12 protein-coding genes and 1 riboswitch are annotated in these 15,205 nt (G+C 47.4%); of the genes, 9 read left to right on the top strand and 3 right to left on the bottom strand.

Going from position 1 to position 15,205, the window contains the following annotated elements:
• Positions 1–73 precede the first annotated feature (73 nt).
• On the bottom strand, positions 74–1,657 hold the full coding sequence (pckA, locus tag ACTRXI_RS15200; protein WP_474263904.1) for a phosphoenolpyruvate carboxykinase (ATP): 1,584 nt from the start codon (positions 1,655–1,657) through the stop codon (positions 74–76).
• Between the two features lie 179 nt (positions 1,658–1,836).
• Between pckA and ACTRXI_RS15195 the strand changes: the two genes are divergently transcribed.
• Both ACTRXI_RS15195 and metK read left to right on the top strand, forming a co-directional pair.
• Positions 1,837–2,232, top strand: coding sequence for a thiol-disulfide oxidoreductase DCC family protein (locus ACTRXI_RS15195; RefSeq protein ID WP_474263902.1), 396 nt, complete (start codon positions 1,837–1,839; stop codon positions 2,230–2,232).
• Positions 2,233–2,279: 47 nt separating this feature from the next.
• Positions 2,280–2,387: riboswitch (SAM riboswitch) on the top strand.
• A gap of 150 nt (positions 2,388–2,537) precedes the next feature.
• Positions 2,538–3,752, top strand: coding sequence for a methionine adenosyltransferase (gene metK, locus ACTRXI_RS15190; RefSeq protein WP_322526294.1), 1,215 nt, complete (start codon positions 2,538–2,540; stop codon positions 3,750–3,752).
• 50 nt (positions 3,753–3,802) lie between these two features.
• Here the strand turns inward: metK and putP are convergent, their stop codons facing one another.
• The gene (gene putP, locus ACTRXI_RS15185; protein ID WP_474263899.1) at positions 3,803–5,284 is read right to left on the bottom strand and encodes a sodium/proline symporter PutP; all 1,482 of its coding nucleotides are present in this window, start codon (positions 5,282–5,284) and stop codon (positions 3,803–3,805) included.
• Between the two features lie 364 nt (positions 5,285–5,648).
• On the opposite strand from putP, the gene ACTRXI_RS15180 reads away from it, so the two are divergent.
• The 5 genes from ACTRXI_RS15180 to ACTRXI_RS15160 all read left to right on the top strand — a co-directional run bounded on the left by ACTRXI_RS15180 (position 5,649) and on the right by ACTRXI_RS15160 (position 12,195).
• Positions 5,649–7,052 (top strand): sigma-54 interaction domain-containing protein, encoded by a 1,404-nt coding sequence (locus ACTRXI_RS15180; protein WP_474263897.1) that lies wholly within the window; start codon positions 5,649–5,651, stop codon positions 7,050–7,052.
• A 149-nt stretch (positions 7,053–7,201) separates the two neighbouring features.
• Positions 7,202–8,110, top strand: a complete 909-nt coding sequence (locus ACTRXI_RS15175) for a proline dehydrogenase family protein (RefSeq protein WP_474263895.1) — start codon at positions 7,202–7,204, stop codon at positions 8,108–8,110.
• Between the two features lie 151 nt (positions 8,111–8,261).
• A complete protein-coding gene (locus tag ACTRXI_RS15170) occupies positions 8,262–9,191 on the top strand; it encodes a DMT family transporter (protein ID WP_474263893.1) in 930 nt (309 codons plus the stop codon).
• 102 nt (positions 9,192–9,293) lie between these two features.
• On the top strand, positions 9,294–11,114 hold the full coding sequence (locus tag ACTRXI_RS15165; RefSeq protein ID WP_474263891.1) for a UbiD family decarboxylase: 1,821 nt from the start codon (positions 9,294–9,296) through the stop codon (positions 11,112–11,114).
• Positions 11,115–11,211: 97 nt separating this feature from the next.
• Positions 11,212–12,195: an aldo/keto reductase gene (locus ACTRXI_RS15160; protein WP_474263888.1), complete on the top strand. Its 984-nt coding sequence runs from the start codon at positions 11,212–11,214 to the stop codon at positions 12,193–12,195.
• A 64-nt stretch (positions 12,196–12,259) separates the two neighbouring features.
• Here ACTRXI_RS15160 and ACTRXI_RS15155 read toward each other — a convergent pair whose 3' ends face one another.
• On the bottom strand, positions 12,260–12,706 hold the full coding sequence (locus ACTRXI_RS15155; protein WP_474263885.1) for a thiol-disulfide oxidoreductase DCC family protein: 447 nt from the start codon (positions 12,704–12,706) through the stop codon (positions 12,260–12,262).
• A 238-nt stretch (positions 12,707–12,944) separates the two neighbouring features.
• Here ACTRXI_RS15155 and ACTRXI_RS15150 point away from each other — a divergent pair, with 238 nt between their 5' ends.
• On the top strand, positions 12,945–13,397 hold the full coding sequence (locus ACTRXI_RS15150; protein WP_474263883.1) for a universal stress protein: 453 nt from the start codon (positions 12,945–12,947) through the stop codon (positions 13,395–13,397).
• Between the two features lie 187 nt (positions 13,398–13,584).
• Positions 13,585–14,967 (top strand): DUF2254 domain-containing protein, encoded by a 1,383-nt coding sequence (locus ACTRXI_RS15145; protein WP_474263881.1) that lies wholly within the window; start codon positions 13,585–13,587, stop codon positions 14,965–14,967.
• Positions 14,968–15,205 lie beyond the last annotated feature (238 nt).

Genomic DNA, 15,205 nt, shown 5'->3' with positions numbered 1-15,205 from the left:
GTGCCTGCATATAAACAGGCACCGGTTCCTTTTTGACGTATTGCATCTTCCTGACGCCGATGAAAAATAGCTCCTACAACTGGGTTGGTCCCGCGTCTGCGATAGAAGCAGGCACGTCGTAAAACCGCTTGAAATTTTCCGCAAACTTGCGGGCAAGCATGCGGGCCTGAACCTCATAGTCGCCGGCTTCTGCCCACATTTTTTTCGGCTGAAGCATATCTTCGGGAACTCCGGGGCAGGACTCAGGGATATGCAGTCCGAAAATAGGATCCTCGACCGTGGCTGTATCAGTCAGCTCTCCGTTGAGGGCTGCCTGCACCATAGCCCGGGTGTATGAAAGATCCATGCGGCTGCCGACTCCGTAACCGCCGCCGCTCCATCCGGTGTTCACCAGAAAGACAGGCACATTGTGTTCATCAATTTTTTCACCGAGCATTTCTGCATAGACAGAAGCCTGCCGTGGAAGAAACGGTGCCCCAAAGCAGGTGGAAAAGGTTGCTTCCGGAGAAGTGACGCCTCTTTCCGTGCCGGCGAGCTTGCTTGTGTAGCCGCTGAGGAAATGGTACATGGCCTGCTCCTTCGTCAATCTGCTGATTGGCGGAAGAACGCCGAATGCATCTGCAGTTAAAAAAATGATCGCCGAAGGATGACCGGCTGTGCCGGAGGGAACAATCCCATCGACATGTTCAATCGGATAAGCCGCCCTTGTGTTTTCCGTGATCTGAGTATCCGTGTAGTCAACTTTTCCACTGGCATCGTCTATCCCAACGTTTTCAAGTACAGCGCCAAAACGGATAGCGTTCCAGATCTGTGGTTCTTTCTGTTTGGACAGATTCGAGCATTTTGCGTAGCATCCGCCTTCGATATTAAAAATACCGTTTTCGGACCATCCGTGTTCATCGTCGCCGACCAAAAGCCGGGAAGGATCTGCGGAAAGGGTTGTTTTTCCGGTGCCGGAAAGACCGAAAAACAAAGCGCTTGCGCCATCACTGCCGATGTTTGCCGAGCAGTGCATCGGCAGTACGTTTTGTTCAGGAAGCAGGTAGTTCATGACAGAAAAGATTGATTTTTTCATTTCTCCGGCGTATTCTGTGCCGCCGATTAAAATTGTGCGCTGCGCAAAACTGATGACGATAAATGTTTCCGACGAGGTGCCGTCTGTCTCAGGATTTGCTTTGCATTCCGGTGCAGCTATGAGCGTAAAGGGCGGAGCAGAAGGATTTTCTCTTCCGTCTGGTCGGATAAACAGCTGCCGGGCGAACAATTGATGCCAGGCGCAGGAGGTGATGACCCGGACAGGAAGCTGGTAGTCGGGGTCAGCTCCGGCTAGGGCGTCGCTTGCAAATACTTCATTCCGGCTGTTCAAATGAGCCGTCACTTTTTTATAAAGCCGTTCAAACACTTCTTCGGACATTGGTTGGTTTACGTTTCCCCAGTCAATATAAGGAGAACTGCCGGGCTCATCGACAATATATTTATCTTTTGGAGACCGTCCGGTGTATTTGCCTGTTTTCACGGCAAGAGCACCTTCTGCTGTAAGTGAGCCCTCCTGCAGAGCCAGCGAGCGCTTCACAAGCGCAGGGACAGAGAGATTCCATTGGACGTGCGCTTCATTCAATAGATTTGTTTCGGGTTTGGAAGCGAACGGCGGCTTCATAAACAATCACTCCTTTAATGAGGGGGAAGTTGGATTTATTCATCATGAATGATGGATAGAATATAAAATAGTGTAACACATTTAGTTTAATAGTACATACTTATTCGTTAAAAAAGTTCATGAATATTTTTAGGACTAAGAGGGAAAAGATGTAGGAAAGCAATGAAAGGGGAACAACTATGGAACAACAACCGGAATTTATTGTATTCTATGATAGTGATTGTCCGTTATGCACCAGATTCCATACTTATCTCTCGGCGATAGATAAGACGAACAGGGTGAAATGGAAGCCTATATATGATGAGGATTTATTTGAAAAGTACCCGATGCTCAAGGGAGAGCCGCTTGAAGAGCAGATGCACAGTGTAGAGGATAATACGTACGTATACGCTGGTTATTATACGGTGAAAAAATTATGTTATACTATTCCGGCTTTGAAGCCGCTGAAGGCAGTATTTTTACTGCCGGGAGTAGAAACGCTTGGCCGCAAGCTGTATCATACTGTTTCTGTAAATCGGTATCAGTGGTTTCATTTCCTTTGCGATGACAAAACGTGCCAGCGCGGAGGGCACTAGGTTTGACATCAAATAGGGTTTGCGTTAAGATTTTGTACGAACGGATACTCTTATCCTGAGCAGGTGGAGGGACAGTCCCTGAGAAGCCCAGCAACCATCCGGTAACGGAAAGGTGCTAACCTGGAGAGGCAGACAGATGCCTTGAAAGATAAGAGGCGAAAAAGCTGAACTGACAGCCCCTTTTCCCTCAATTTTTGGGACAAGGGGCTTTTCTTGTACACAACGGCCTACTGCCGTTTTCTTTTCGTCTACCCGAAGAATGGGAGAGTACAACCGTAGCAGGCAGTTAAAAAGGAGGCAGCAGCGTGTCTACAATTGGACGACGTTTATTTACGTCGGAATCTGTTACAGAAGGACACCCGGACAAGGTGTGTGATCAGATTTCCGACGCGATTTTGGATGCAATTTTAAAGGATGATCCGAATGCCCGGGTGGCAGCGGAAACAGTAGTAAATACTGGTCTCGTATTAGTGGCAGGAGAAATATCGACATCTACATACGTGGATATTCCTAAAATTGCCAGGGAAACTTTGAAAGACATCGGTTATACACGGGCAAAATATGGCTTCGATTACGAAACGTGCTCGGTTTTGACGTCTATAGATGAGCAGTCGGCCGACATTGCCCAGGGCGTTGATGAGGCGCTTGAAACCCGTGAAGGATCGATGACCGAGGATGAACTGGAATCGATCGGAGCGGGGGACCAGGGCTTGATGTTTGGGTATGCAGATAATGAAACCGATGAACTCATGCCGTTGCCGATCTCGCTTGCGCACAAGCTGGCAAGTCAGTTAACAAAAGTCCGGAAGGACGGCAATCTTTCGTATCTGCGTCCGGATGGAAAAACGCAGGTTACCGTGGAATACGGAGACGACGGGAAGCCGCTCCGGGTGGAAACGATCGTTATTTCTACCCAGCATTCGGATGACGTAACGCTTGCACAGATTGAAGAGGATATGCACAAATACGTTATCGAGCCGGTAGTGCCGGCAGAGCTTCTCGACGCTAAAACCAACTATTTCATAAACCCGACCGGCCGCTTTGTTATTGGCGGACCGCAGGGGGACGCCGGCCTTACCGGACGAAAAATCATTGTTGATACGTACGGAGGCTATGCCCGTCACGGCGGCGGTGCGTTTTCCGGTAAAGACCCGACAAAGGTCGACCGTTCCGCCTCGTATGCAGCCCGGTATGTAGCCAAAAATATTATTGCAGCAGGTCTTGCAGATAAATGCGAGGTTCAGCTGGCGTATGCGATCGGAGTAGCTCAGCCTGTCTCCATTTCAATCGCTACATTTGGTACGGGAAAAGTATCAGAAGAGGTGCTCGTAAAGCTTGCCAATGAAAACTTTGACCTCCGGCCGGCAGGCATCATCAAAATGCTTGATCTCCGCCGGCCGATTTACAGGCAGACAGCCGCTTACGGGCACTTTGGACGTCATGACGTTGATCTGCCCTGGGAACGCACGGACAAAGCGGCAGCGCTTCAGGAACAGGCATTCACCGAAAAACAGCAGTAAATATAATAAATACCCGCTCCTGTCTATACCAGGAAGCGGGTATTTTTTGCTCAGTTTTTCTCCGTATACGTGCCGACAGAATCAAATTCAGTTTGAATTTTGTCTGAAGGCTTCGGCCCAAGCAGGCTGACGGCAATGATGATTAAGACGTTGATCAGGAAGCCTGGCACAATTTCGTAGAGATCAAACAATCCTCCGGAAAGCTGAACCCAGATAATGACGGTGGTGCCGCCGGCGATCATCCCGGCAAGCACACCCCACATGCTCGTCCGGCGCCAGAATAAGGAGAAAAGCATTGCAGGCCCGAATACTGCGCCGAACCCGGCCCATGCGTAGCTTACAAGTTCAAGTACCGTGCTTCCCGGGTTGGAGGCGAGCAGCAGGGCGACGAGGGCGATGACGATAACGCCAATCCGGCCGACCCAGACGAGCTCGCGGTCAGAAGCTTTGGGGCGGAGCATCCCTTTATAAAAGTCTTCCGCAAGGGCACTGGAGGATACAAGCAGCTGGGAGTCCACCGTGCTCATAATAGCAGCGAGAATCGCTGCGAGAAGAACGCCGGACACCCACGGATTAAAAAGTACCTGGGTAAACAGAATAAAGACGGTTTCCTGATTCCCTTCTCCGAGCTGGGCGTTGCCGGAGAAGTAAGCAATACCGATAAATCCTGTAAAAATAGCACCGAGAAGAGAAATAACCATCCAGCTCATACCTACAAACCGGGCCATCGGAATTTCTTTTTCGGAACGTATCGCCATAAACCTCGTAATGATATGCGGCTGGCCGAAGTACCCGAGCCCCCAGGCAAGCAGGGAGACCACAGAAATAACACTCACATTCGTAAAGGCACTTAACGCATCCGGATTAATGGATGCCACGGTCTGGACAGAATTTCCCCATCCACCAATTTCTATAACGGCAGCGATCGGAACAGCAACGAGCGCCAGAAACATCAGAATGCCCTGGATAAAGTCAGTCCAGCTGACGGCCATAAATCCACCGAGGAACGTATACGTAATAATAACAGCGCCGCCGATCCAAAGAGCTGCCTGATAGGAAAGGCCGAACGAACTCACAAACAGGGTGGCGCCCCCGACCAGTCCGGAAGAGGTATAAAAAGTAAAGAAAATAAGTATAAATAATGCCGAAACAATTCGCAGTGCTTTTGTTTTATCGTGGAAGCGGTTTTCAAGAAAGTCGGGTATCGTAATTGAATCGTTGGCGATGATTGTATACCTGCGGAGTCTTCTCGCCTGAAACTGCCAGTTCAAATAAGCTCCAATGGTAAGGCCGATCGGCAGCCATATCTCACTCATCCCGCCGAGATACATGGCCCCTGGCAGGCCGAGCAGAAGCCAGCTGCTCATGTCAGACGCACCGGCACTGAGCGCAGCTACGGGTCCGTTCAATTTTCGTCCGCCTAAAACGTAATCCGAGAGGTTATTGGTCAGCTTGTAGAATAAAAAACCAATGCTAAGCATTACAATAAGGTAAACGATAAATGTCACAATTGTTGGTACAGAAATATCCATTTAGGTGCTCTCCTTTTTTGATTTAACATAACTGATTGCTGCTAAAACCACAGTAATCGGCATGGGTATTAATATTAGCAGCCATGTGAATAATGTTATTCCTTCCATTCAGTACACCTCCCCTTGAATGTACTATTATATGTTGCAAGAATAGTGCCAATATTCTTAACTTCAACAGGCCTTAACAAAACCGGCGGAGACGTCCATTATAATTGAATACTTCGGTGGATAGAAGCACAAATAGAAAAATTAAGAGATTAAAGGTGCAAAATTTTGCATTCCTAAGTTTTGGGATTTTGCGTACGGAGACTTCGCACTTCATGATAAAATCAGAGCAAGAATAAATTACAAAGAGGGTGGGTCCATGGTATATCAAGGTACGAATTCGTTATCCTATCCTGAGCTGAACGATGTGTTTGATCATTTAATGGTAAAAATGGATCAGGGGATCCGTGTTATTGATGCAGATGAAAACCTGATTATTTATAATGACAAAATGCGTGAAATTGAGTCCATGACATACGAAGATTTTAATAATAAAGGTATGATGGACGTTTTCCTTTTCGAGCATGAACGTGACAGCAGACTGCTCCAGGCTATCAAACAGGGAGTGGAAACGAGAGAAAAAAAACAGCATTATACAACGAGCCGTGGGAAAAACATCACGACTATCAACGAAATTTTTCCGATTTATTCTGGGGGACGGATTGTCGCAGCAGCCGAGATCGCAAAGGACGTTACCCGCATGGAAAAGCTGGTCCGGGAAAACCAGAAAAAAACCGACAGCGGGCTTTTTACATTTGACCAGATTATCGGGCATTCGGCTGAAATCACAGGGGTGGTGCAGAACGCGAAGCGGGCAATGAGAACGTCGTCTTCGGTGTTAATTGTAGGAGAAACGGGCACGGGGAAGGAATTGTTTGCCCAGAGCATTCACAGTGAAAGCGAGCGGGCTGGCCAGCCGTTTGTATCACAGAACTGCGCTGCTCTTCCGGAAACGCTGATTGAGGGCATTTTGTTTGGGACGGTAAAAGGAGCTTTTACAGGGGCATCCGAACGGGCCGGGCTGTTCGAAAAAGCAGAGGGCGGCACGCTTCTGCTCGATGAAATTAATTCGCTTCCGGTGGCACTGCAGGCAAAGCTTCTGCGAGTCCTGCAGGAAAAAAAGGTCACCCGTTTAGGATCGCACAAAGAGCAGTCCATCAATGTCCGCATTATCGCCACGATGAACAAAGAGCCGGCAGAGGCTATTCAAAACAATGAACTCCGTGAGGATCTTTTTTACCGTATTGGTGTTGTTACGCTGTATGTCCCTTCGCTGCGGGAAAGAAAAACAGATATCGAGCCGCTGGTGGAAACCTTTCTGGAAAAGTACAACCGTGTTTTTCAAATGGACGTGAATCGTGTCTCACCTGCGGTGAAAGCGAGGCTGGAGTCCTATCATTGGCCGGGAAACATCCGGGAGCTTGAACACGTCATCGAGGGAGCAATGAATTTAATGCTTGATGAAGAAATGATCGAAGAAAGCCACCTGCCGGACCATTTCCGCAAACGCACCGATCTTCTGGAAACAGGTGAGATAGAGAAAGGCGGGCCGGCTGGAATAAGCAGCCGCGAAGGAAGTTTAAAGGAACGTCTGCTTGAAATGGAATTTGCTTTGATTAAAGATGCGCTGAACCAAAGCGGCGGTAACGTCATGCAGGCAGCCAAAGAGCTTGGCATCAGCCGGCAGAGTCTGCAGTACCGGATGAGTAAATTTCATTTATAATTTTTTGCATAAAGCGCAAAATTTCTTGCGGTTTTGACGGACAGGCTTTTTCTTTTTTACGGAAACCCCTGCGGATACCGGTGCAGCCATGTTGGCACGTATTTTGCAACAGTATAGGGCAGTACTGAAAAGATCAGGAGGGTGCACCTATGACAATTTCACGTTCGTTTTTTATATTTCTTTCCCAGAATAAGACGCTGACAAAGGGCGCCAAAAAGTGGGGCATTCACCTCGGGGCTTCAAAAGTAGTGGCTGGGGAAGATATTGATGAAGCATTAACAACCATTCAATCGATGAACGAGCAGGGCCTCATGGCGACTATTGACCATCTTGGGGAATTTATAACGGAAAAATCAGAGGTGGAGGAAGCCAAGCAGAAAACTATCGAGATTATTGAGAGCGTCTATGCGAAAAACGTACAGTCAGAGCTGACAGTAAAGCTGACGAAGCTTGGTCTTGATATAGATACAGACTATTGTACAGAAAATATGAAGGAGATTCTGCAGGCGGCAAAGGAAAAACAGAATTTCGTAAACATCGACATGGAAGACTATTCCCGTTATGAAAAGACGCTGAATGTACTGAAAACGCTCCGAAAGGAATATGATAATGTAGGCACGGTCCTACAGGGTTATTTAAGGCGGGGGCTTGAGGATCTCGACAGCCTTGCCGGGGTGCCTCTTCGGATTGTAAAAGGGGCTTATAAGGAAAAGGAAGAGGTTGCATTCAAAGACAAGCATGAAATTGACGCCAATTATTTTCTGATGATTCAAAAACATTTGCTCCAGGAAGGATTTACGGCTATCGGCACGCATGATCACCGGATTATTAACGCGGTTAAGCTGTTTGTGGAAGACCAGGGTATAGCTTACGACACATTTGAATTTCAAATGCTGTATGGCTTTCGAACAGAACTGCAGCTGCAGCTCGTGCAGGAAGGCTACAATGTCAGAGTCTACGTGCCCTTTGGCAAAGAATGGTACGGTTATTTTATGAGAAGACTGGCGGAACGTCCGCAAAACCTTGTATCCGTGGCTAAAGGAATGATTACGAAATAAAAGGTTCATGCTGCGCCGCTCCTGAAAAGGGGCGGCGTTTTGGTATCCAGACAGGCAAAAAACCTTAAGGCAACAGTTTAACCAGGCAGTGCTTTTTGCGTATAATGGAGGGGATACGCAGCTGAAACTGGCAATAGAAAGGACGCCGATGATGCAGACAGTACAAAAAAGACGGACAGCAGGCTTTTTGCTGGTGATAAGCGGAGCCTCCCTCTGGGGTATTGGAGGAACAGTATCGCAGTATATTTTTGAAACTCACCACCTGCCTGTGGAATGGCTGGTGGCTGTCAGGCTGCTTCTTTCCGGCATCCTTCTGTTAACTATTTCTTTAATGCTTGGAAATAAAGAAAAAGTAACCGGAATCTGGAAGCGGAAAAAGAGCGCAGGAGCAGTGCTTATATTTGGTTTATTCGGCATGCTCGCTGTTCAGTATACATATATGGCCTCCATTGAGAGCGGAAACGCAGCTGTGGCTACATTGCTGCAATATTTGGCTCCGGTGTTCATTCTTGCTTACCTGCTTGCCGTCCGGCATACATATTGGAATATACGGGACGCGGGCGCTGTGCTGATGGGACTTGCCGGCACGTTTCTGCTGCTGACAAATGGGAAGCTGGCCGAATTATCTGTGCCGCCGGAAGCAGTAGTCTGGGGTATTCTTTCCGGTGTGGCGCTTGCCTTTTATACTCTTTACGCAGGCCCTCTTTTGGCAGCGTGGGGCTCTATGAATGTAATCGGGTGGGCGATGACTGTTGGAGGAGCAGCTGTAAGTTTTTTGCATGCCCCGTGGGACGCCGCATGGGAGAGCTGGACATGGAGCATGGCCGGGAGCGTAATTTTTGTCGTTATTTTCGGCACTATGATTGCTTTTTGGTTTTATCTGGAAAGTCTGAAATATTTAAAGCCGCAGGAAACAAGTATTTTGGGATGCCTGGAGCCTCTTGCCGCTATTCTGGCTTCGGTATGGTGGCTGCACGTACCGTTTGGTTTCTATCAGAGCGTGGGCACGTGCCTGATACTTGGCATGGTCGTTTATTTGTCACTGCCGCAAAAGCAGCGGGCAAAGCCTGCGCCGGTGTAAAGAAAACAGAAGGCAAAGGGTAAATAAATACAGCCTGAAGGGAAAATGTACTAAAATAAGTAGAGAAAGTGAAATACAATTCGGAAGGATGGAAAGCTGCATATGTATCAAAACCTCAACGAATGCGTAGAAGATCTTGAAAAGCACGGCCATTTAGTACGAATCAAGGAAGAAGTCGATCCCTTCCTGGAGATGGCTTCCATTCATTTAAGGTTCTATGAACAGGAAGGGCCGGCCATTTTATTTGAAAATGTAAAAGGAAGCCCGTTCCAGGCTGTTTCTAATTTATTTGGCACGGTTGAACGCAGCAAATTCATTTTTCGGAAAAACTGGAAGCAGGTTCAAAATGTTATCACGATGAGAAATGATCCGGTACAGGCACTGAAGCATCCGCTTCGTAATATGACGAGCGGCCTGACGGCAGTAAAAGCACTTCCGAAGAAAAAGAAAGGCGGGGCGGAAGACTTTCGGGAAGTCAGCATCAGTGACCTGCCGATGATTCAGCACTGGCCGCGGGATGGCGGCGCGTTTCTCACCCTGCCACAGGTGTATACAGAAGACCCGGAAAAATCGGGACCGATGAATGCCAACCTCGGCATGTACCGGGTACAGCTTAGCGGAAATGACTTTGTCCCCGATGAAGAGGTGGGCCTGCATTACCAAATTCAGCGGGGAATTGGTGTGCATCAGGCGAAGGCCGTAGCCAAGGGAGAGCCTTTAAAGGTCAGTATTTTTCTCGGCGGGCCCCCCGCTCATACTATTTCAGCGGTGATGCCGCTTCCGGAAGGGCTGAGTGAAATGATGTTTGCCGGCATGCTGTCCGGGCGTCGTTTTCAGTACAGCTACGAAGACGGCTACTGTATTAATCAGGACGCCGATTTTGTTATTACCGGCGATATTTATCCGGAAGACACGAAGCCAGAAGGACCGTTTGGAGATCATTTGGGCTATTACAGCCTGACGCATGATTTCCCGGTCATGAAGGTTCATAAGGTGTATGCCAAAGATAAAGCTATTCTGCCCTTTACTGTCGTCGGGCGGCCGCCGCAGGAGGACACGTCGTTTGGTGCAGTGATCCACGAAATGACAGGGGAAGCGATCAAGCAGGAAATTACCGGAGTCAAAGAAGTACACGCAGTAGACGCTGCAGGGGTACATCCACTGCTGCTCGCAATTGGCAGTGAGCGGTATACGCCGTTTCAAAGCGTAAAGCAGCCGGCAGAGCTGTTGACAATAGCCAATCGTATTCTCGGCACAGGCCAGTTAAGTCTAGCCAAATATTTATTTATCACAGCGGAACAGGAAAGAGAGCTCGATACGCATCAGGAGGAGGATTTTTTCACGTACATGCTTGAGCGGATTAATCTGCGCCGCGATCTTCACTTTCAGACTAAAACGACGATCGATACGCTTGATTACAGCGGAGAAGGGCTGAATGAGGGAAGCAAGGTAGTTATCGCAGCTTATGGGGATGTGAAGCGGGATCTTTGTCAACGCGTGCCGGACGGCTTTCCGGCTGACAGTCCGATTCATTCGCCCAGGCTTGTCATGCCGGGCGTAATTGCGGTGGAAGCACCGGAATTTTCCAGTTACAAACAGGCAGCTGAAGAAATAGCTGTTTTCGCTTCGAGCCTCGCCCAGAAATGGGATGTTAAAGAAACGCCGATGATTATCATCTGCGATGACAGCAGCTTTGTCAGTGATACGATGCGAAATTTCCTGTGGGCCGTTTTTACGCGCAGCAATCCTTCCCACGATATTCATGGCGTGAACAGCTTTTATGAAAACAAGCACTGGGGATGCGACAGTCTGATCATCGATGCCCGCATCAAGCCACATCATGCACCGCCGCTGCTTCCAGATGAAAATGTGGAGCGCCGGGTGGACAGCCTGATGGAACGAATTGACTTAAGAAAAAAATAGTCTGCTGAAAAATGTTTAAAATGGAACAGAAGCGTGAACAGAAGGACACCTGTTTGAAAAAGCAGAGTCAACAATCCAGAAGGGATGAATACCTGTAATGGAAAAACGGCAGCTTGGCAACAGTGACCTGCATGTGTCTCCTATCGGTCTGGGATGTATGGGAATGTCCGCTTTTTATGGCAAATTAAACGATGAAGAATCGAAGAAAACGATACACACAGCGCTTGACCACGGCATTAACTTTCTCGATACGGCTGATATGTACGGCCCCATGACAAATGAACGCCTGGTGGGTGAGGCTATCCAAAACCGGCGGGAAGAGGTAGTGCTTGCCACAAAATTCGGGAACGTCTACAGCAATAAAGGTGAACTGACAGGCGAAGTAAATGGTCGCCCGGAATACGTTAAGCAGGCATGCGATGCCAGCCTGAAGCGGCTCGGTATTGATACCATTGATTTGTATTATCAGCACCGGGTGGACCCTGATGTACCTATTGAAGAAACCGTAGGTGCGATGAAGGAACTCGTAGATGCCGGAAAAGTCCGGTACCTGGGGTTGTCAGAAGCAGCTCCTGAAACGATTCGCAGGGCTCATGGCACGCATCCGATTACAGCTCTGCAGACAGAATATTCGTTATGGAGCCGGGACGTGGAGGATGAAATTCTGCCTCTTTGCAAAGACCTTGGAATTTCCTTTGTAGCTTACAGCCCGCTCGGGCGCGGGTTTCTAACCGGACAGATCAAGCAGTTTGAGGATCTGGAGGAAGATGATTTCCGCCGCTTTTCTCCAAGGTTTCAGGGAGAAAATTTCAATAAGAACCTTGAACTCGTGGATAAAATGAAGGAATTAGCTGAAGAAAAGAAATGTACAGCCTCCCAGCTGGCCCTTGCCTGGTTGAGGGAGCAGGGGGTAGTGCCAATTCCGGGGACAAAGCGGCGCACGTACCTGGAAGAAAATATTAACAGTCTGCAGGTAACGCTTACGGATTCCGATATGAAAGCGATTGATGACATTGCTCCTAAAGGCGCTGCCGCAGGTATGCGGTATCATGAAGAAGGAATGAAGACAGTGAACCGGTAATAAAAGCAGGCCCATCCCTCCAGGTGTATCCGGAGAGATGGGCTTTTTCTGTATGTGCAGGCTGCTAACTATTCTTGAAAGAGATGTGCTTTAGACGGCTTTTGGAGACCAGGCTGTACAGCGGCACTCCGATACGCTCAGCGTAAGGGAGGTAAAGAAGAACACCTGGAAGAAAGCTGAGCGGAATAGCAAGCAGCAGCCGGCGTAAGGCATAAAAACCATGAAGCACCACTCCTTGATCTGTGCACATGTGCAGCTCGTGGGCCGCATTTCTTGAGGATAGATAAGGATAGTATTCAGGAAGAAGCCGGGCTTCCTGAATGGGAACCCACTGGCAGCGGCCGTACAGATCAAAAAATTGAAAAATACGTACGGCTGCACGACAGGGCGGGCAGTATTTGTCGAAAAATAAGTAATGGATAAAGCATCTGTCCTTTGAAAGAATTTCAAACACATGAATCTGTGAACGTTTAACACGTATATTGTACGGGTATTTTCCCAGTAACGCCATAAAAACAAAAACGTCCGGGTGTGGCAGGGCGACAATTTCATATGCGGCGGAAATGGATGGATATAAAAGCCAGAACATAAGCCAGAAAAAGGATAATCGTTCTTTTTCTGGCTTTTTATATTTTTTTAGACGAAAAGCAGGGTCAAACGACGAAAAACAGAGCAGGTACGGGCTATTTTACGAAAGTTTAAGCAGAAGGCTGAAACAGGCAATTTAAAATAAGAAAGGAAAGATGAAATTGGCACAAATTAATCGTATACTCGTAGGAGTAGAAGCTCTCGAAGGCGCGTCCAATGATGCATTTTATAAAGCAAAGGAACTGGCGGAGGAAAACAATGCGACGCTGATCATTGCATTTGTTATGGATAAAAATGGATATGCTTCCCTGGAGCGTATGGACCCGCATGGCTTCGGAAGATTGAAAAACCAGGCGGAATCACGCTTGAAGGCTTACAAAGAAATGGCAGAGCAGAACGGAGTCAAAGACGTGGAAACCGTTCTTGAGGTAGGAATTCCAAAAAAAGAAATGGAAAATCTGTGTGAAAAATATAATATCGACATGATCGTTATCGGCGAGACTGGATCGTCTAAAGTGGACCGGCTGTTTCTCGGTAACACAGCTAAAGCCATTCAGAAAAAAGCAAAATGTGACGTGAAGGTTATATCGACCAAAGAAGCAGTAAAAAAATAAACGCTAATAACTAAAGCAGCATAACTGCTTCAGAGCCTTCTTCCCGCTTGTGTGGGGGAAGGCTTCATGTATGGGAATTTTCCACAGCGGATAATGCTGCCAACAGATTAAAGCAATAGAAAAGGTGAACGAATTGAAATATTATTTACAGCAGCTAATGCCTAAAAAATTACGGCAGATTAAAAGTATGTCCTCAAGACAGCGGTGGTACGAACTCCGATCAAGTCTTTGGGTGCTCCCGGCCATTTATATCATTCTGGCCGTGCTTTTAGCCATTGGTGCCTACTACGTGGAATTCGGGCTCGAGCCTGCATTCGCTATGGCACCAATCCTATCAACAGGGTATTCATTAACCCAGACAATGTACAGTACGCTGCTCTCAGGCGTACTCACGTTAAACGCCTTTACGTTTAACTCAATACTCGTCGTTTTGACGAGCTTTTCTGGTCAATTTACACCACGGGTTTTGTTTAATTTTATCTCTGACCGAAGAACCCAGCATTCTATCGGTATCTTTAATTTATGTTTCTTTTTCCTGCTAATAGGATTTTTCTTCTTGAATTCCTCGATGGATCAGTACACAGTATTTCCCGTACTCGGCGTATTAGCTACAGCCGTGTCGGTAATAAACTTCATTTTGTTTATCAACCATGCAACGAAGTGGATGCAGGTGCCAAGCATTACAACGAACATGAAAGAAGAATCACAGCAGCGGATTCTCAATACGCTGCTTTATGATCTCGAAGCACACCGCGCTAAAAATAAAAACGAGGTGCGTGAGCCGGAAACAGAAGGAGAGCCTTATATTGTTGCAAGTGAAACGACGGGCTTTATCCAGGTTATTGATTTTGGCAAAATCGTGAAAGAAGCAGCCAAAGACGGCATTGTAGTACGGCTGGATCGCCGGATTGGAGATTTTGTGCTTGAAGGCATTCCTATTTTTTCTTATTGGAAAACAAATGAAGAGCCGGATCTGCCGGTGAATGAAAAAAAGTACCGTAACCTGATGTATCTCGGGAAAAGTAAAACAGAAGTTCAGGATATCGAATTTGGAATCCGTAAATTGACCGAAATTGCGATTAAAGCGCTTGGAAACGATGAACCAATGACAGCGCAGGACGCTATCTATCAGCTTACGGACCTCATATTTTCCATTTCCAAGGTGACCCGCTTTACTTCTTATTTAACCGACGATAACGATACGCTCCGGTTGATTATGAAAGACGAACAGTTTTCATATTACGTATATTCCGCTTTCACCTACATTGCCTCTTATGCAGAAGAAAAGCCCGGCGTAACTTTGACGCTCCTTGAAGCGTTGGTCATTCTATCAAAAGCCCTGGAAACTAAGGACAAAAACTGCTGCTGGCATTACGGCAAAAGCATTGCCCGCAATTATTCCGGAAAGCTTCCACAGGATTATGACCAAATCACGTTTATGAACCATTTGGAGCAGCTTTCAGGCTCGGTGAATGATAAAGGTAAATTTTACGAAATGATTGATGATTTTGTAGAAAAAGATTTACTGGAAAAGAAACTGGTAGAGCGCAGAAAACAAGAAAAAGGATAAACCGAAGCCGATCCGTCAGCAAAAATGACTGGGTCGGTTTTATTTGTACTGTAAAGCCGGCAAAGAAACAAAAAAACCGGGCCGCATTTGCGGCCCGGGAGGGGTTTGAAGATTACTTAAAAGATTTTGTGCCTTCTGTAAGGGATTCCGAGGTTGGTTCAATCGCGGAAGTATCCTGGCGGTTGGCCAGAAATTCCGGACGCGGCTCCTGGCCGCTGAACGGATCGACGAGCTTGTT

It is taken from the genome of Marinococcus sp. LNHM4E3-1 (genome assembly GCF_056034405.1).
Note: the sequence above shows the minus strand (reverse complement) of the source record. Positions and strands in the feature narration are given on the sequence as shown.